Annotated in this window: 19 protein-coding genes; 9 read left to right on the top strand and 10 right to left on the bottom strand. The window is 64.7% G+C overall.

The genetic code is table 11. The features are described from left to right. Window positions 1-4: 4 nt before the first annotated feature. Window positions 5-829, bottom strand: coding sequence for an ammonia-dependent NAD(+) synthetase (nadE, locus tag IU459_RS05060; protein ID WP_195128284.1), 825 nt, complete (start codon window positions 827-829; stop codon window positions 5-7). Between the two features lie 22 nt (window positions 830-851). Further along, window positions 852-1,457: a TetR/AcrR family transcriptional regulator gene (locus tag IU459_RS05055; protein WP_195128547.1), complete on the bottom strand. Its 606-nt coding sequence runs from the start codon at window positions 1,455-1,457 to the stop codon at window positions 852-854. Window positions 1,458-1,598: 141 nt separating this feature from the next. On the opposite strand from IU459_RS05055, the gene IU459_RS05050 reads away from it, so the two are divergent. The 4 genes from IU459_RS05050 (at window position 1,599) to nrdE (ending at window position 5,491) form a co-directional block, all read left to right on the top strand. Continuing rightward, window positions 1,599-2,168, top strand: a complete 570-nt coding sequence (locus tag IU459_RS05050; protein ID WP_195128283.1) for an NAD(P)H-dependent oxidoreductase — start codon at window positions 1,599-1,601, stop codon at window positions 2,166-2,168. 414 nt (window positions 2,169-2,582) lie between these two features. Further along, the gene (locus IU459_RS05045; RefSeq protein ID WP_181718826.1) at window positions 2,583-2,816 is read left to right on the top strand and encodes a redoxin NrdH; all 234 of its coding nucleotides are present in this window, start codon (window positions 2,583-2,585) and stop codon (window positions 2,814-2,816) included. Between the two features lie 69 nt (window positions 2,817-2,885). Then, window positions 2,886-3,347, top strand: a complete 462-nt coding sequence (gene nrdI, locus IU459_RS05040; protein ID WP_195128282.1) for a class Ib ribonucleoside-diphosphate reductase assembly flavoprotein NrdI — start codon at window positions 2,886-2,888, stop codon at window positions 3,345-3,347. Between the two features lie 62 nt (window positions 3,348-3,409). After that, window positions 3,410-5,491: a class 1b ribonucleoside-diphosphate reductase subunit alpha gene (nrdE, locus tag IU459_RS05035; protein WP_228837444.1), complete on the top strand. Its 2,082-nt coding sequence runs from the start codon at window positions 3,410-3,412 to the stop codon at window positions 5,489-5,491. 229 nt (window positions 5,492-5,720) lie between these two features. Here nrdE and IU459_RS05030 read toward each other — a convergent pair whose 3' ends face one another. After that, window positions 5,721-6,611, bottom strand: coding sequence for a LysR family transcriptional regulator (locus IU459_RS05030; protein ID WP_195128280.1), 891 nt, complete (start codon window positions 6,609-6,611; stop codon window positions 5,721-5,723). Between the two features lie 60 nt (window positions 6,612-6,671). Here IU459_RS05030 and IU459_RS05025 point away from each other — a divergent pair, with 60 nt between their 5' ends. Continuing rightward, window positions 6,672-7,574, top strand: coding sequence for an alpha/beta hydrolase (locus tag IU459_RS05025; RefSeq protein ID WP_195128279.1), 903 nt, complete (start codon window positions 6,672-6,674; stop codon window positions 7,572-7,574). A 42-nt stretch (window positions 7,575-7,616) separates the two neighbouring features. Further along, window positions 7,617-8,249 carry a DUF1579 family protein gene (locus IU459_RS05020; protein WP_195128278.1) on the top strand — a complete coding sequence of 211 codons (633 nt, stop codon included), beginning with the start codon at window positions 7,617-7,619 and terminating at the stop codon, window positions 8,247-8,249. 92 nt (window positions 8,250-8,341) lie between these two features. Here the strand turns inward: IU459_RS05020 and IU459_RS05015 are convergent, their stop codons facing one another. After that, a complete protein-coding gene (locus IU459_RS05015; protein WP_195128546.1) occupies window positions 8,342-8,545 on the bottom strand; it encodes a DUF397 domain-containing protein in 204 nt (67 codons plus the stop codon). Then, window positions 8,545-9,426, bottom strand: coding sequence for a helix-turn-helix domain-containing protein (locus IU459_RS05010; RefSeq protein ID WP_195128277.1), 882 nt, complete (start codon window positions 9,424-9,426; stop codon window positions 8,545-8,547). Before IU459_RS05010 ends, IU459_RS05015 begins: the two co-directional genes overlap by 1 nt. A 502-nt stretch (window positions 9,427-9,928) precedes the next feature. On the opposite strand from IU459_RS05010, the gene IU459_RS05005 reads away from it, so the two are divergent. Continuing rightward, entirely contained in the window at window positions 9,929-10,222 is a 294-nt protein-coding gene (locus tag IU459_RS05005; RefSeq protein ID WP_195128276.1) for a hypothetical protein, read from the top strand. A gap of 139 nt (window positions 10,223-10,361) precedes the next feature. On the opposite strand, the gene IU459_RS05000 is transcribed toward IU459_RS05005, so the two are convergent. After that, on the bottom strand, window positions 10,362-11,198 hold the full coding sequence (locus IU459_RS05000) for an SDR family NAD(P)-dependent oxidoreductase (protein ID WP_195128275.1): 837 nt from the start codon (window positions 11,196-11,198) through the stop codon (window positions 10,362-10,364). A gap of 158 nt (window positions 11,199-11,356) precedes the next feature. Here IU459_RS05000 and IU459_RS04995 point away from each other — a divergent pair, with 158 nt between their 5' ends. Then, entirely contained in the window at window positions 11,357-11,884 is a 528-nt protein-coding gene (locus IU459_RS04995) for a CGNR zinc finger domain-containing protein (protein WP_440446461.1), read from the top strand. A 189-nt stretch (window positions 11,885-12,073) separates the two neighbouring features. On the opposite strand, the gene IU459_RS04990 is transcribed toward IU459_RS04995, so the two are convergent. From IU459_RS04990 to IU459_RS04980, 3 genes are all read right to left on the bottom strand, one after another. Continuing rightward, on the bottom strand, window positions 12,074-12,541 hold the full coding sequence (locus IU459_RS04990) for a type II toxin-antitoxin system VapC family toxin (protein WP_195128274.1): 468 nt from the start codon (window positions 12,539-12,541) through the stop codon (window positions 12,074-12,076). Next, window positions 12,531-12,800, bottom strand: coding sequence for a type II toxin-antitoxin system Phd/YefM family antitoxin (locus IU459_RS04985; RefSeq protein WP_195128273.1), 270 nt, complete (start codon window positions 12,798-12,800; stop codon window positions 12,531-12,533). Before IU459_RS04985 ends, IU459_RS04990 begins: the two co-directional genes overlap by 11 nt. A gap of 191 nt (window positions 12,801-12,991) precedes the next feature. Further along, on the bottom strand, window positions 12,992-13,990 hold the full coding sequence (locus IU459_RS04980; RefSeq protein WP_195128272.1) for an LLM class F420-dependent oxidoreductase: 999 nt from the start codon (window positions 13,988-13,990) through the stop codon (window positions 12,992-12,994). Between the two features lie 184 nt (window positions 13,991-14,174). Here IU459_RS04980 and IU459_RS04975 point away from each other — a divergent pair, with 184 nt between their 5' ends. After that, on the top strand, window positions 14,175-14,708 hold the full coding sequence (locus IU459_RS04975) for a hypothetical protein (RefSeq protein ID WP_195128271.1): 534 nt from the start codon (window positions 14,175-14,177) through the stop codon (window positions 14,706-14,708). 400 nt (window positions 14,709-15,108) lie between these two features. On the opposite strand, the gene IU459_RS04970 is transcribed toward IU459_RS04975, so the two are convergent. Beyond that, window positions 15,109-16,467, bottom strand: a complete 1,359-nt coding sequence (locus IU459_RS04970) for a cytochrome P450 (protein ID WP_195128270.1) — start codon at window positions 16,465-16,467, stop codon at window positions 15,109-15,111. Between the last annotated feature and the right edge of the window lie 71 nt (window positions 16,468-16,538).

Below are 16,538 nucleotides of genomic sequence, written 5' to 3'. Positions count from 1 at the left end.
GTACTCAGCGCCACCAGGTGTCCAGCGGAGTCACCGGAACGGTCCGCTTGTGCCGGGTGTTCAGATAGATGGATTCGATCTTGGCGGCGACTTCCGCGCTGACCTCGTTGCCTTCCAGGTAATCGTCGATCTCGCTGTAGCGCAGGCCGAGCGCCTCTTCGTCGGGCAGGGCGGGCCGGTCGTCCTCCAGGTCGGCGGTGGGGACTTTGGACCAGATGCTGGGGGGCGCACCCAGTTCTTGCAGCAGCGCCGCGCCCTGGCGCTTGCTGAGGCCGGTGAGCGGGGTCAGGTCGACGCCGCCGTCGCCGTACTTGGTGAAGAAGCCGGTGACCGCCTCCGCCGCGTGGTCGGTGCCGACCACCAGCATGTTCTCCTGCCCGGCCAGGGCGTACTGGATCACCATGCGTTCGCGCGCCTTGATGTTGCCGCGCACGAAGTCCCGCAGCTTGTCCACCCCGAGCGCGGTGGCCGCCTCGGCAGCCGCCGCGTTCGCGCTGGGACGGACGTTCACCACGACTTGGCGGTCCGGCTGGACGAATTTCAGCGCGATCCTCGCGTCGGCCTCGTCGGCCTGCACCCCGTAGGGCAGCCGGACGGCGAGAAATGTCGCGTCCGCGCCGTCGGCGCGCAGTTCTTCGGCCGCGAGCTGGCAGAGCCGGCCGGTGAGGGCGCTGTCCTGCCCGCCGCTGATTCCGAGGACGAATCCCTTTGCGGGCGTGGCATTCAGATAATCCTTGAGGAAATCGATCCGCCGCCGCACTTCGGTCTTCGGCTCGATCGTGGGCTGGACGCCCAGTTCGCTGATGATCTGTTCGCGCACGTTCCGCATGGCGCCCGAGTCTACTGGCGATTCATCGGGTGACAACGCGCCGAACCAGGCTCTCCCAGTTGTCGCCGATCTGCTCGCGGGTGTACCCCTGGACGTGCATGTGGTGCATGACCAGCGGCGCGCCCAGCATCGCCAGAAGCGCGTCGGCGACCAGCGGGATCTCACCGGGTGCTCCGGCCTGCCGCAGCAGCATCGCGACGTGGGCGCGCAGCAGACCGTAGGGCGCGCCGGAATAGCGGTCCCCGGCCTCGCCGAGTTCGGCCGCGCGATGCAGTTCGCCCGCGACTTCGATGTCCAGCAACCGGGCGCGTCCGAAGGCGACCAGCCGTTCCACCGGCGGGGCACCGGGGCCCAGCGGCGGCGGGCCGAAGATGAACGCTTCCTGGAACTTTCGATCCGAGTGATCCAGCAGCGCGAGCATCAGCCCCGACCGGCTGCCGAACCGGCGGAACACCGTGCCCTTGCCGACCCCGGCGCGCTTGGCCAGCGCGTCCATCGTGAGGCTGTCGACACCTTGTTCGCGCACCAAGTGCTGTGCGGCGTCCAGCAGGAGCTGGCGGTTGCGCGCCGCGTCGGCACGCTCGACGGGCTGCGACGTGCCGGGCAGCGGTGCGCCGACGTCGAGCAGGTGGCGCCCGCGGGGTGGTGGCGCATCGGGTGTGGGGTAGTTCACAGCGCTCACGCAGGCTCCGCGGGAAGTAATCGGACCGCAGTCCGGTTGGTCTGTGGTGAACGTACGGACACCACATTCAGTACACCAGGAGTTGTCATGAGCAACACTCGCATACTCGCACTTGTCGGTAGCCTCCGTGCCGCCTCGGTCAATCGTCAGCTCGCCGAGGCCGCCGCGCAGACCGCCCCGGAGGGTGTCGAGGTCACCCTCTATGAAGGACTCGCCGACATCCCGTTCTACAACGAGGACATCGACGTTCCCGGTTCCGTGCCCGCCGCCGCCCAGGCGCTGCGTGACGCGGTCGCCGACGCGGATGGCCTGCTGCTGGTGACGCCGGAATACAACGGCACGCTGTCGGCGGTGCTGAAGAACGCGATCGACTGGACGTCGCGTCCGTACGGCTCCGGTGCCATCACGGGCAAGCCCACCGCCGTGGTGAGCGCATCGATCAGCCCGAACGCGGCGCAGTGGGCGCACGGAGACGCGGTCAAGGCGCTCGGCGTGGCCGGCGCGAAGGTCGTCGAGTCCGCGCACCTGCACTTCGGCGTCATCGGAGAGCGGTTCGCCTCCTCGCATCCGCGCGATGACGCCGAGGCATTGACCGGGCTGGCGAGTTCGGTGCGGGAGCTGGTCGAGGCCACGCGGGGCGAACTGGTGTCCGTGTAAGCTCCACTCCCGGTCTCCGCCGAGGGCCGTCGTTACCGCGGTAGCGACGGCCCTCGGCGTTTGTCTAATGATTGCTGCTTGTTAGCTGAAGCTCTCCAGAGTGATCTGCGTCACTCTTTTTGTGGCGGGGTAATCGAGCATCCAGGTACTTCTCCGCGTGGAATTTCATCAATGTGACTCGCTACATGTCGTGTTGGATGAATCTGTCGGCCACTAGGTGTAGTGTCTTCGGTACTGGAAGAGGGCGCGAGACGAGAGACGGCCAACCGTGGCTGACCAGGGCTTCGAGTCCGGATCCAGGAGTTTGCGCAGTATGTCGGATAGTGCCATCGCTAGCGACTGCTTGCAGGTCGCTCGAAACGATCGGCATACGGATCACAAGCTGTGGATCAGGCACAAGGAGAGAGGACATCAATGACCGTCACCGTGTACACCAAGCCCGCTTGCGTCCAGTGCAACGCCACCTACAAGGCCCTCGACAAGGCCGGGGTGGACTACGAGGTCATCGATATCTCGGAGAACGACGACGCGCGTGACTACGTCATGGCGCTCGGGTACTTGCAGGCGCCGGTCGTGGTGGCAGGGGACGATCACTGGTCGGGCTTCCGGCCCGACCGCATCAAGTCGCTCGCGACCGTGGCGGCCTGATCGCGTCCATCGCTTCCGGTTCATCCGAGGGGCCGAGTGCCCGGCACTCCTGAGAAGAGGAAGTCGACCATGTCGGAGACGACGGCGCTGGTCTACTTCTCCAGCGCTTCGGAGAACACACATCGTTTCGTCGAGAAGCTGGGTCTCCCGGCGACTCGCATCCCGCTGCACACCGCCGACTCACTGCGCGTAGACGAGCCGTACGTGCTGATCGTCCCCACCTACGGGGGCGGTCGGCACGTGCTCGGGGGCAACCGTTCCGAGAAGGATTTCGTGCCGCGGCAGGTCGCCAAGTTCCTGAACGATCCGCACAACCGGTCGCTGCTGCGCGGCGTCATCGCGGCGGGCAACACGAACTTCGGCGAGACCTATTGCTATGCGGGCGAGCTGATCTCGCGCAAGTGCGGGGTGCCGTACCTGTATCGCTTCGAACTCATGGGAACCGCTGAGGACGTCGAGCGCGTCCGAGAGGGATTGGGATTGTTTTGGCAACAGCAACGACAGCACCGACCGGAAAAGCAGCTCGTCTAGAGCAAGCGCCGGTCCGCGGCGCGGAAGCGGGCGAGGTCTTGGACTACCACGCCCTCAACGCGATGCTGAACCTGTACGGCCCGGACGGCAAGATCCAGTTCGACAAGGACCGTGAGGCCGCCCACCAATACTTCCTACAGCACGTCAACCAGAACACCGTCTTCTTCCACAATCTGGACGAGAAGCTCGACTACCTGATCGAGGAGAACTACTACGAGGCGGAGGTTCTCGACCAGTACAGCCGCGGGTTCATCAAGAAGCTGTTCAAGCAGGCCTACGCCAAGAAGTTCCGGTTCCCCACCTTCCTCGGCGCGTTCAAGTACTACACCTCGTACACGCTGAAGACCTTCGACGGCAAGAGGTACCTGGAGCGGTTCGAGGACCGAGTCTGCATGGTCGCGCTCACCCTCGCGGCCGGTGACGAGGTACTGGCGAGCAAGCTGGTGGACGAGATCATCGACGGCCGTTTCCAGCCGGCCACGCCGACCTTCCTGAACTCGGGCAAGAAGCAGCGCGGCGAGCCGGTGTCGTGCTTCCTGCTGCGCATCGAGGACAACATGGAGTCCATCGGACGCTCGATCAACTCCGCGCTGCAACTGTCCAAGCGCGGCGGCGGTGTCGCGTTGCTGCTGAGCAACATTCGCGAGCACGGCGCGCCGATCAAGAAGATCGAGAACCAGAGCTCGGGCGTCATCCCGATCATGAAGCTGCTGGAGGACTCGTTCTCCTACGCCAACCAGCTCGGCGCGCGTCAGGGCGCGGGCGCGGTCTACCTGCACGCGCACCACCCCGACATCTATCGGTTCCTGGACACCAAGCGGGAGAACGCGGACGAGAAGATCCGCATCAAGACTCTCTCGCTGGGCGTGGTCATCCCGGACATCACGTTCGAGCTGGCCAAGAAGAACGAGGACATGTACCTGTTCTCGCCGTACGACGTGGAGCGCATCTACGGCAAGCCGTTCGCCGACATCGACGTCACCGAGAAGTACTACGAGATGGTCGACGACAAGCGCATCCGCAAGTCGAAGATCAAGGCGCGCGAGTTCTTCCAGACCATCGCGGAGCTGCAGTTCGAGTCCGGCTACCCGTACATCATGTTCGAGGACACGGTGAACCGGGCCAATCCGATCGCGGGCAAGATCACCCATTCCAACCTGTGCTCGGAGATCCTGCAGGTGTCCACGCCGTCGGAGTTCAACGACGACCTGTCCTACGCGAAGGTGGGCAAGGACATCTCCTGCAATCTCGGCTCGCTGAACATCGCCAAGACGATGGACTCACCCGACTTCGCCCAGACCATCGAGGTGGCCATCCGGGCGCTGACCGCGGTGTCGGACCAGACGCACATCTACTCGGTGCCTTCGATCGAGCAGGGCAACAACCAGTCCCACGCGATCGGTCTCGGACAGATGAACCTGCACGGCTACCTGGCGCGTGAGCGGGTCCACTATGGGTCCGAAGAGGGCATCGACTTCACCAACATCTACTTCTACACCGTCGTCTACCACGCGATCCGGGCGTCGAACAAGATCGCCATCGAGCGCGGCGCCTACTTCGGCGGCTTCCCGGAATCGAAGTACGCCAGCGGCGAGTACTTCGACAAGTACACCGATCAGGTGTGGGAACCGAAGACCGATCGCGTGCGACAGCTGTTCTCCGACGCGGGCGTGCACATCCCGACCCAGGACGACTGGCGCGAGCTGAAGGCCTCGGTCATGGAGCACGGCATCTACAACCAGAACCTGCAGGCCGTGCCGCCGACCGGCTCGATCTCCTACATCAACCACTCCACCAGCTCCATCCACCCGGTGGCGTCGAAGATCGAGATCCGCAAGGAAGGCAAGATCGGGCGCGTCTACTACCCGGCGCCCTACCTGACCAACGACAACCTGGACTACTACGAGGACGCCTACGAGATCGGCTACGAGAAGATCATCGACACCTACGCCGCGGCCACCCAGCACGTGGACCAGGGCCTGTCGCTGACGCTGTTCTTCAAGGACTCCGCCACCACCCGCGACCTCAACCGCGCCCAGATCTACGCCTGGCGCAAGGGCATCAAGACCCTCTACTACATCCGCCTGCGCCAAATGGCTTTGGAGGGAACCGAAGTCGAGGGTTGCGTGTCCTGCATGCTGTGAGGTCGGTCAGCCGATGGGTTGGATGCAGGGCATGAATATGCCCCTGCATCGATCCGTGCAGCGCTGAGCAGACGCCGTGCTGATCCCGCCCTGCTGTTGATCGGTTCGCGGACCGCGGCGCGGGCACGCGCTGCCGGATCCGATCGACCCCAGCTACGCGGCTTCACGGCGGTGAAGTAGCGGATCCGGCAGAGTGGTGGTCGGGTCGCTGGCGGTTTCGGACCAGTCTCTACGGGCCCGTGGCGCTCGCGGCTGCCTCGACGAAGTCGCGAATCGCGGCGCGCTGATCATCTTTTCGCCAGGCGATCGCCATCACCGCTGGCTCGATGCCCGTGACCGGCGTGACGCCGATTCCGGGGCGGCGGTAGATATCCGCGTTTCCCTCGGACAGCAGAACGATGCCGCTGCCCTCCTCGATCACGGCGAAGGTCTCCTCGGCGTTCCATACCGTCGCTCCGATCCGGACGGAACGGCCGCCGCGCTCGGCGACGGCGAGCCAGTGATCGCGCAGGGAACCGGCGCTCTCCGGCATCGCGATGAACGGCTCGTCGAGCAGTTCGGTGAAGTCGACCTTGTCGCGTCCCGCCAGCCAGTGGTCGTGGCAGAACGCGACCCAGCGCGGCTCTCGGACCAGCACACGCGCGTTGAACGAATCCTGTGCGGGGAACGGCAGCCAGACGAAGGCGACGTCGACCTCGCCGGAGCCGAGTCCGGCGGTGGGGTCGTCCCAGTTGACCTGACGCATTCTGGTGCGCCAGCCCGGGCGATTGCGCACGAACCCATCGCGCGCGGCACACAGCAGTCCCCGGCCGACGCTGGTGGACATGCCGACGGTGAGTACGGAGTTCTCCGCCGCGGCGGCCGCACCGACGATGCGTTGCGCTTCGCTCCACTGCTCCAGCAGTGCTCGTGCCTGCGGCAGCAGTGCCTCGCCCGCCGCGGTCAAGCCGATGCCGCGCTTGTCCCGGACGATCAAAGTGACCCGCAGCTGCTGCTCGAGCTGGCGGATCTGTTTACTCAGCGCGGGCTGGGTGATGAACAGACGCTCGGCAGCGCGTGTGAAGTTCAGTTCCTCGGCGAGAACCGTGAAGTATCGCAGATCCCGTAGATGCGCCTCCATAACCATTGGTTATCACATCTGTTATTGGACGGTCCACCGGTCGCTGCCCACAGTGGTGCCATGGTTTCTGAGGTTCAGGTCGAAAAGGTCACTTTCGACAGTGACGGCGTCCTTCTGGTCGGTCGGCTCTACCGCCCGGCCGATGCCGCGGACACACGGCTGCCTGCCGTGGTGGTCACCGGGTCGTGGCTCACCGTGAAGGAGCAGATGCCGCAGGTGTATGCCCGGCGACTCGCCGAACAAGGCTTCGCCGCATTGGATTTCGATTTCACCCACTACGGGGAATCCGGTGGTGAGCCGCGTGACCTCGAATCGCCGTCGCGCAAGAGCCGCGATATCCGTGCCGCGGTGACGTTCCTGGCCGGTCGCCCGGATGTCGACGCACAGCGCATCGGCGCGCTGGGCGTGTGCGCCAGCAGTGGATATACGGCGGTGAACGCTGCGGGCGACGCGCGGGTCCGGTCCTTGGCGATGGTCGCACCCTGGCTGCACGATCCGGATCTGGTCGCACTGATGTACGGCGGGCAGGAAGGCGTATCCCAGCGGCTCGCAGCGGGTTTCGCGGCGCGCGCCCGCTATGACAACACCGGCGAGGTCGACTACGTCGCGGCGGTGAGCACCACCGATCCCTCGGCCGCGATGTCCGGAGACTTCCCGTACTACGTCGATGCCACTCGCGGAGCGGTGCCGCAATGGGCTAACCGGTTCGCGGTGCAGGGCTGGAACGAGTGGCTGACCTACAACGCCATCCCGGTCGCCCGCAACATCACGATTCCCACGCTGTTGGTGCACAGCGAGAACGGCGCGATCCCGGACGGCGCTAGGGCCTTCCACGCTCAGCTGACCGGTCCGAAAGAGCTGATCTGGATCGAGGGCACGCAATTCGACTTCTACGACCGCGAACCGACCGTAAGCCAGGCTGTGGAACACGTCGTGCGACACTTCCGCAGCACCCTCGACTGACATGTTCATTCCGCTCAGACGCTCTTTCCCAGAAGGATTTCCTTGCGTAGCACACAGTCTCGAACGCTGGCCGCTGCTGCTCTGGTCGCGCTCACGGTCCTCGGCATCGGTTGTTCGGACCAGACGCAGCCTCCGCCCCCAGCGGCCGAATCGACCCCCGAGCGGCCCGAACAGCAGGATGCGGGCCACCAGCGGCTGAATGTTCTCGTCGGCGAATGGACCGGCGCGAAGTCGACTTTCGTTGCCGGAGGCACGGCCGACAACCCGGTCCGGCGTGAGATCGTGTCCCGCTGGCACTGGATCGGCAAGGCCGGCAACAACTTCCTGCAGGAGGAGGCCGAGGGAACGCCCGGCGGGGCACCGTACTACCGGCTGGGCCTGCTCGGCTACGCACCGACCGACAACCGCTACGAGTGGACCACCATCGACAGCGTCACGCCCATGACGATGAGCTACAAAGGGGTCCAGAACTCCGGCGGCTCAGCAGATATCACGATGGCGGGTGAGTTCACCGACCCTGGCATCCTCGGACCACAGTTCACCGGCAAGACGATCCCGATGCGCACGGTGATCAAGCTGGACTCGCAGGATCGCGTGGTCATGGAGATCTACTTCTCGCCGCCCGGGGCTCCGGAACAGCTCGCCGATCGCGTGGAACTCACCCGCCGCAGATAGGGCCGTTGCGGACCATCCGCGCGCAACCCGTGGCTCTGCCGGACATGGCTCAGGCCCGATCCGACAACGCGGATCGGGCCTGAGCCGGATGCCTAGGGGCGGTCGAACTCGCCAGCGCAAGCACCGGCGACAAACGCATCCCACTCGCCGGGAGTAAAGACCAGTGCAGGGCCGGTCGGGTTCTTTGAGTCACGGACCCCGACGTGTCCGCCGTCGAGGAAGGCGACTTCCACGCACTCCGAGGTCCCCTGACTGCGGCTGCTCTTAAACCACTCAGCACCAGCAAGGTCGATCATCACTGTTGATACTCCTTCGCTATTTTCCTCAGCAGCGCTCTGCTTTCCACATCGCTCAGCGCAGCACTCTGCAGAGCAGCCCAGAGCGCACGATAGCGGTTCACGTCCCCCGGCTTCTCGAGGTAGATGTTCGCGGTGACCACGCTTTCGATGTAGACAACAGGAGGTTCCACGGGTCGCCCCTTGCTGTCGAGACCGAAACCCAGGATGACGAACGGTCCCGGCAGCAGTCCCATCGGCATGCCCGCCGAGAACGGCAGGATTCGGATCACAACGTTCGGCCAGGTGCTGGCGTCGGCCAGGTGGCGGCATTGGTTGGCCATGATCCGTGGACTGCCCACCATGCGACGCAGTGCGGACTCGTGCAGAACCACGTGAAAGGTGACCGGCTCGGTCTTCCGTTTGATGATGGACTGCCGCTTCATGCGCAGTTGGACATGACGAGCGATGTCGCCCTCTGATTCTTCTGGCACATAGTTGCGCATCATCGTTCGGGCGTATTCCTCGGTCTGAAGCAATCCCGGGATCAGTTCTTGATACGAAATAAGTTGCTGCGCAGCGGCTTCGAGTCCGACGTAGTTGTCGAAGTTGTCTGGCAGCAGATCGTTGTACTCGGCATACCAGCTTTTGACCGAAGCTTGCCTTGCGAGGTGCTTGATCGCGGCCCACTCTTCCGCGGAACGCTCATAGATCTCGCAAAGGTGCTGTATGACGTGCATCCGAACCTTGTGGGCCTTGCCCGTTTCGAGCCGGTGCAGCGTAGTCGTGCCGATCTCCACGAGTCTGGCGGCCTGAGCCAAGGTCAAGCCGATTTCCTCGCGGTACTGCCGGAGCTGTCGCCCCAGCTGACGCCGGGGCAGGGTGCTGTCTTCGTCGGCCATCTGTCGTTACCTCTTGGTAGGCGGAACGGGGGACAGCAGGGAGCGGAATCAGTTTGCCACGGTTCGCGGAAGCGCTGCTGGCGAAATCGGAAATCTCCCACGGGATTCCGCGTCATCATCGTGCCTGGTCAGAGCAGGTGGTGTCGTTGTGCGTGCGCGGCACTCCGGTGTTGCAGGGAGCGTGCCCATACTCGCGTCCGTGTCCTCTCCTCATGGACGTTAAGTGGGCTGACCCGTGGGTGTCGCGCACCTTTAGATATGTCTCGGCCACCCAGAGGGGGACCTATGTCGCCAGAACTACCGCAACGAACCCCGGAGGACCTCGGTGTCCCCGGCCCGTTCCCTCCCTTGCCCGCCGAATTCGTCGCAGCGGTCGCGGTCGAGGTTCGCGCGTGGGCGCTGGGTGAGTCCGCCATTTCTTCCGGGTGCCGGGGTGTCGAGTCCCCCGGCACCGGGAAGCCAGTGTGACACAGAAGGCCCGATGATGATGAAACGAGATCCATTGCGCACAACCGAAACTCGCGAAGGAAAGTCCGCGACCTGGCGACTGGTCGACCGCACTGTGCGGGTTGTCCGCATACGGATAACGACCGATGCGTCCCCGGCCTATCTGTATCCGAGGAAACCGCTACCGTCCGTGCAGCCCGGCACCGTCCTCTTCGACGACAACAAACTGCCCGATCTGGCCCAGGCCCGCGAGTGGTTCCCCGAACACGACGACCTGTGGAACGCACTCCGAGACGACTACTGGTCCGCCGTCCTGAACATGACAAATCTTCCCTCAACCCATAAATAACCCCAGCACCCCACGCAGCCTTCAAGATCAACGGCACATGACGGAGAACCTTTCTCGCGAAATGCCGCAGCCATGTGCCGTTGATCTTGATCCGACCGTGCGTGGCCTGCCCTGGCCTGATCGCGTGTGGCCGACGGGCTCAGGCGTCGACCATTTTCGTGACGGCGGCCCATTCGTCGAGTTCGGCGATGCGCGTGGTGAGCGCAGTGCGCATGTGGTCGGCACCGGCGACACCCAATGCCAGGCGCAGCGGCGGGTTTTCGCTGGCCACGGCTGTGCGGATGCCAGCAGCAACGCGGTCCACACCGGAGAACGCCGACGTGGGTAGTGCCTCGATTGCCTGCTGCACGGCGCGGACCGTCTGGTCGTAGTCGGCTTGCGTCGCGGTAGCTGTGTCGAGATTGCTCAGGAAAGGGGTCGCGGTCAGCCCGGGCTGGATAAGAGTGACCTTGATGCCCAGCGGAGCCACCTCGGCCACAAGCGCGTCGGAGAGCCCTTCGACCGCGTACTTCGTCGCCGCGAGCAGGCCGACACCGGGGGTCGCGGTCTGACCAAAGTAGGACGAGCCCTGCAGAATGTGACCAGACCGCTGCCGCCGCAGCACGGGCAACGTCGCGCGAAGCACGTTCAGCACACCGAAGACATTGGTGTCGAAGATCGCCCGCGCCTGAGCGTCGGCGGCCTCCTCGACCGCGCCGAAGAGCCCGTAGCCCGCGTTGTTCGCCACAACGTCTATACGCCCGAACCGCGCCACCGCCTGCTCGACCGCTTTGCGCACGGCTGCCTCGTCGCGCACGTCTGCGTCGATCGTGAGCAACATGTCGGGGTCGCCCAGCTCACCGAGGACGGCGGCGTGCCGAGCCACCGCCGCCACCGCTTCACCGGCCTCCAAGGCTTGGCGCACGAGCTCGCGCCCGATGCCAGAAGAAGCGCCGGTGACAAACCAGACGGGCGAGGTGTTCACTGCATTAGTCATGTTGCGACCGTAACGTGTTAGCTCACAACATGCAAACCGTGATTCGTTCAGATGTTGTGATCCTTTTCGGTATGGACGCATCGCGGATGTAGTATTCGAGAGTGGACACAGCGAATGAGTCGCCGAAACGGAGCCGCCCAGACGCCGTAGAGATGGTGTTGCAGTTCGTGAACACCCGAGCCGACGGCGCAGGGCACATCGAGGTCTTCGGCACGGCAACGGGCTTCGCCGACTGGGCGGTTGAGCGAGACTTGCTCACCACTGAATCAGTCGTGACCGACTCGGACGCGGCAGCCGCGCGAGAGCTTCGCGATGCGCTGGTAACGGTGTTCCTGGCACATGCGGGCGACCCCGCGGTCGACGATGCCCAGATCGCCGGCGCGGAAAAATATCTGCGGCAGGCCGGTGCCCGCTATCCCCTGACGACAGTCGTCACCATGGAGGCTGCACAGCTCATCGCCGGAGCCACAGGCGTTCCTGGCGCTTTGGGCACCATCCTCGCCGCGGTGACCGAGGCGGCGCACAGCGGCGACTGGAAGCGAATCAAGGCGTGCTGCAACCCTCCGTGCCACTTCGGCTTCGTTGATCGCACACGCAACCGGGCGGCCCGCTACTGCAGTCCCGGATGCGGTTCCCAAGTGTCCATGCGCGCCTATCGGCAGCGCCAGAAGCAGGCTGCTTCCTGAACGGAACCATTGTCGAGCGAACTCGTCACGGGCCGAACGACAACCGCTACGAATGGACCACCGTCGACAGCGTCACGCCCATGACGATAGGCGCAGAACTTCCCGATGTGGCCGTGGCAGGACCGGCCTGATAGTGGTCGACCACGAGCTGCGCCGCCAGATCGGCTGGCAGAAGTTCGGGGTCCACGGTTAGCGGAGGATGCGGTCAGTCGGCACCTCGGGGCGTGTTACAGCGACCACGGTCAGTAGTTCATCCAGTCCTCGGAAATCATCGGGGTTCGTCGTGAACAGTGGCAGCTGTTCGGCGATGGCCACAGCGGCGATCATCAGATCAGCGACTCGGCGGCGCGGTTTGCGTCCGACACTGATGACGCCAGCGCAGACCCTGCCGTAGATTCGCGCGGCTTCCGCGCCGAAGGGGATGGGGTCGAACTCGTTCTCGGCGCGCTGGAGCACATCCAGGCGGCGGGCGCGCTCGACGTACTCGTCATAGGAGTCTTGTTCGTCGTTGCGTCGCACCTCATGCGGTCCGGCCGACAGTTCCGCCAGGGTGATCGCGCTGATCGCCATCGCTTCAGGCAGTTGCTCCGGATCGATCCATCGGCGCAGGATCATGATATTGGTGTCGAGCAGCCCCTGCTCATAGTCAGCGGGCATACGGATCGTCCGCTTCCTGGTCGGCCGTGGCAGCTTGGTCGGCTCGGAAGGCGTCGATCGAAATGTCCGGCGCGCTGCGCGACATCGCCGCGAACTCTGCACGGGAAACGAAGCGTCGGCGTCGGCGTAGTGGAATCAGTTCCCCGATTTGATGTCCGTCTCGGGTGACGGTGAAGGCCTGCCCCTGCTGGACGGCGTCCATGATCTCCTTCGACCGATTCCGAAGGTCACGCTGGGTGATCTCAGGCTGTGCGGGCATGAATCCACCTTACCAGCGACGTGCTATCTAGTGCTACAGCGTGGCACACAGCTCTGATCCAGGTTCGGGGAGTGGGCCCGCATCGCGGTTGGGCCAGGCGAGTGGTCGGCTGGCTGATCGTTTCGTCGCCATGTCGAAGCGGGTGGAGTCTGTCAGGAGGCCACCCGCTTCCACCGGGGTTGATTCGCCGGTTAGTGGCGCGACAGGGCGGGGATCACTTCCCGCTCGAAGAGTTCGATGCCGGAGGTGTCGTAGGCGGCTTCGGGGAAGTTGAGGATGGCGTAGCCGAGCCCGAGGTCGCGGACTCGGGTGAGCTTGTCGATGATCTGCTCGGGAGTGCCGACGGCCGCGGTGCCGCGGTAGAGGTCATTGATGTGGGTCTTGGCTTGGTCGGCGCCGATGAAGGGAGTCAGGCGGGCGGCCAGGGTCGCGAGGCGCTCTTCGACTTCCGCTTCGGTCGCGCCGATCGCGACGTTGAAGTTCGAGGAGCGCACGATCGCGTCGAAGTCGGTGCCGACGTCGGCGCAGTGTGCGCGCAGGATCTCGGATTTGCGGGTGAACTCTTCGGGATTGCCGCTGAAGTTTGTGTACTGGGCGTATTTCGCCGCGATGCGCAGCGTCTTCTTTTCGCCGCCTCCGGCGATCCAGAGGGGAATCCCGTTCTTCTGCAACGGAAGTGGTCGAACGATGGCGCCATCGACCTGGTAGTGCTTGCCGTCCAGGGTGGCCGAGCCCGTGGTCCACGCCTGCCGGAAGATCTGCACGCCTTCGTCGAGGCGGCCCAGCCGCTCGCCTGCCGAGGGGAAGCCGTAGCCGTAGGCGCGCCATTCGTGCTCGTACCAGCCGCCGCCGATGCCCATCTCGACCCGGCCGCCCGAGATCACGTCGACCGTCGCCGCGACTTTCGCCAGGTAGGCCGGATTGCGGTAGCTGATGGCGGTACACATCTGGCCGAGCCGGACGCGCGAGGTGGCCGCCGCGAACGCCGACATCAGCGTCCACGCTTCGTGCGTCGCCTCCTCGGTGGGGATGGGAACGGTGTGGAAGTGGTCGTACACCCACAGCGATTCCCATGCTTCGCTCACGTCGGCGCGCTGGGCCAGGCCACGCATCACCTCCCACTGGTCAGCCGGGTCGATGCCCACCAGATCGAGCCGCCAACCCTGCGGGATGAAGATGCCGAAGCGCACAGAAATCTCCTTCGCGTATATCGAGCCACGGTCAACAACACGGCTCCGGACTTCACTGTTCCCAGTCCGCACCCTGCGAGCAACCGTTCGGCGCACGGCGCGTCCAACTCCCGCGCGCCGCTGAGGACTGTCCCGCGGAATTCGCTGGCGCCGGGAGGCCCGGATCGGTCACGCTGGATGTCGTATGAACAAAGAAAGACAACCTCGACTCGGCGTCGATTTCGGCCGGGTCATCCAGGGAGCCGCCTTGGCGGCCGGTGACGAGGACACCGTATTCCTGTCCGGCGGCCTCGCCGAAGCGCTGCGCACGCCGCCCAGTCCGGGCGCCTTCGAGGTCCTGCCCCGTCTGGTCCGGCGTTTCGGCGGCCGGGCCTGGGTGATCTCCAAATGCGGCCCTCGGGTCGAGCAGCGCACCCGCCAGTGGCTCGACCATCACGACTTCTACAACCGGACCGGGATCCCGCGCGACAACGTGCGCTTCTGCCGTGCACGGGCGGACAAGGCGGTGCACTGCGCCGAACTCGGCATCACGCACATGATCGACGACCGCCTCGACGTGCACCGCGCGCTGCGCGATCTGGTGCCGCACCGCTATCTGTTCGGTGCGCAGACCGATCCGATTCCGGGTTGGGTGCGTCATGTTCCCACCTGGGGCGAGGTTGAACTCGCGGTGGAGGCGACCATCGATCGAGGCGCGCACGGCGACCGTGCGGAGTGAGCGCTTTCCGCGACGAGAACACCAGCTCGGTGCCGACCGGCTGAGTCCCGGCGCCCGGTGCGGTGACACCCATCGACAGGTATTCACACAGGGACGTTCTCCGGACCCGTCGGTGTTCGCATCGACAGATGTGGATGTCCGAGCGGCGGCAGAGCGCGAGACTGGCCAAGCGCCCTGAGGACGCTCGGCCGGTCTCGCTTTCCGCTCCCTACGCGCGTGAACTTCTCCCGGCGATGGACTTCGACGGCGCAACACTGCGGCTCACCCTCACTGTTCCCAGTCCGCTGCCCGTGGGCAACTGTTCGGCGCTCGGCGCGTCCAATACTGCAACGCGGCAGCACTCTTTCGCCGCTGATGGGCTGGTGGCACAGTGAAGGGGCGGCACCACGCCGGCGGGGCGTTATCGCCGTTCGGTCAGCGTCGCAATGACCGGGTACTTGGTATTGAGAGTCAGCGCGGAAGTCGGTGTGAGGTCCGGATTCTCGATGGTGAACTCGAACCGTCTCATGATGGTCGAGAGCGCGAGCTGCATTTCCATCATCGCGAACGCGTTGCCGATGCAGAGGTGCCCACCCGCGCCGAAGGGCAGGTACAGATTCCGGTCACGGGCGGCGACCGCGTCGGCGGTGAAGCGGCCAGGGTCGAAGGTGTCCGGCTGGTCCCAACACTCGGGGTTCCGGTGTGCATGGTAATAACTGAACATCACCGGAGTGCCTGCCGGGATGCGGTAACCCCCGATCTCGTCGTCCTCGGCGGCACGACGTTGTCCCATCCATGCCGGTGGTTTGAGCCGCAATACCTCTTCCAGCACCTGCTTGCTGTAGGGCAGTGCGGGCAGGTCGGTCATGGTGGCGTGCCCGCCGGGCAACGCGGCGTCGACGTCGTCACGCAACTGCTGACGCACCTCCGGATGAAGTTGCAGCAGCAGCATGGCCGACGTCAGCGCCGATGAGCTGGTCTCGTGACCGGCGAAGAGCATGGTGACGACCTCGTCGCGCAGCTCCCCATCGGTGAGGCTCTCGTTGGTATCAGCGTCGGTGGCGTTCATGAGCATGGACAGCAGGCCACCGTTGTCAGCGTCGCGCAACTTGTCGATCACCGTGTAGACGATGGCATCCATCTCGGCGATAGCACGCCAGAAGCGTCGGTGACTCGGCGTCGGAAACTTCAAGGGAATCAGGGGCATTCGCACGAACTTCCCCAATTCGGCATTCACCTTCTGCGTCGCGCGGGAGAAGCCGGTGACCTCCGGGCCATGGGGATCCAGTCCGAACAGCGCCCGCACCACGATCCGCAATGTGAGGTGGCTCATCTGCTCGCCGATGTCGATCGTTCGTCCGGCGTGGGCATGTTCGGCCCATTCGTCGCACATGGAGTCGATCTCCGCCACCATGATCTCGCTGAGCGCGTCGATCCTCTTGCGGTGAAAGGCGGGTTGGACGAGGCGTCGGTTGCGTCGCCACCGGTTGTGGTCGGCGATGGTCGCCAGCCCGCGCCCCACGAACGGTTCGATGATGTCGTACATCTGAGTCTCGCGGGTGAAGTTGGCCATGCGTTCCTGCAAGATGTACTTGATGTGGTGGGGATGGGTGATCCCGACCATGTTCCCGGTGACCAGCTGGAACTGAAAGACGTTGCCGTGCTGGCTCATGGAGTCGGAGAGAAACGTAATCGGGTCGGTAACGAAGCGCTTGGTATTGCGGAGGCGGCCTGCGGCCATCGGGGGTAGCCCGCTCTCGGCGGCAGTAGTGGAGGTCATAAACAGCAAGTAAACCGACCGCCCCGGATATCTGTCGAATTTTGGTGAAAACGATTGAAGGTGAACTCCCG

The sequence above is a fragment of the Nocardia amamiensis genome (assembly GCF_015477605.1).
Taxonomy (GTDB): Bacteria; Actinomycetota; Actinomycetes; order Mycobacteriales; family Mycobacteriaceae; genus Nocardia; species Nocardia amamiensis_A.
The sequence above is the reverse complement of the archived record's forward strand: the minus strand, read 5'-3'. Positions and strand labels throughout refer to the sequence as shown.

What these genes read in the sequence shown, in the direction of transcription:
- IU459_RS04985 (WP_195128273.1), bottom strand. Translation starts at nt 12,800, where the DNA reads ATGCCCGCACAGCCTGAGATCACCCAGCGTGACCTTCGGAATCGGTCG.
- IU459_RS05045 (WP_181718826.1), top strand. Translation starts at nt 2,583, where the DNA reads ATGACCGTCACCGTGTACACCAAGCCCGCTTGCGTCCAGTGCAACGCC.
- IU459_RS04970 (WP_195128270.1), bottom strand. Translation starts at nt 16,467, where the DNA reads ATGACCTCCACTACTGCCGCCGAGAGCGGGCTACCCCCGATGGCCGCA.
- IU459_RS04975 (WP_195128271.1), top strand. Translation starts at nt 14,175, where the DNA reads ATGAACAAAGAAAGACAACCTCGACTCGGCGTCGATTTCGGCCGGGTC.
- nrdE (WP_228837444.1), top strand. Translation starts at nt 3,410, where the DNA reads ATGCTGAACCTGTACGGCCCGGACGGCAAGATCCAGTTCGACAAGGAC.
- IU459_RS04990 (WP_195128274.1), bottom strand. Translation starts at nt 12,541, where the DNA reads ATGCCCGCTGACTATGAGCAGGGGCTGCTCGACACCAATATCATGATC.
- nadE (WP_195128284.1), bottom strand. Translation starts at nt 829, where the DNA reads ATGCGGAACGTGCGCGAACAGATCATCAGCGAACTGGGCGTCCAGCCC.
- IU459_RS05010 (WP_195128277.1), bottom strand. Translation starts at nt 9,426, where the DNA reads ATGGCCGACGAAGACAGCACCCTGCCCCGGCGTCAGCTGGGGCGACAG.
- nrdI (WP_195128282.1), top strand. Translation starts at nt 2,886, where the DNA reads ATGTCGGAGACGACGGCGCTGGTCTACTTCTCCAGCGCTTCGGAGAAC.
- IU459_RS05050 (WP_195128283.1), top strand. Translation starts at nt 1,599, where the DNA reads ATGAGCAACACTCGCATACTCGCACTTGTCGGTAGCCTCCGTGCCGCC.
- IU459_RS05015 (WP_195128546.1), bottom strand. Translation starts at nt 8,545, where the DNA reads ATGATCGACCTTGCTGGTGCTGAGTGGTTTAAGAGCAGCCGCAGTCAG.
- IU459_RS05025 (WP_195128279.1), top strand. Translation starts at nt 6,672, where the DNA reads ATGGTTTCTGAGGTTCAGGTCGAAAAGGTCACTTTCGACAGTGACGGC.
- IU459_RS05030 (WP_195128280.1), bottom strand. Translation starts at nt 6,611, where the DNA reads ATGGAGGCGCATCTACGGGATCTGCGATACTTCACGGTTCTCGCCGAG.
- IU459_RS05000 (WP_195128275.1), bottom strand. Translation starts at nt 11,198, where the DNA reads ATGACTAATGCAGTGAACACCTCGCCCGTCTGGTTTGTCACCGGCGCT.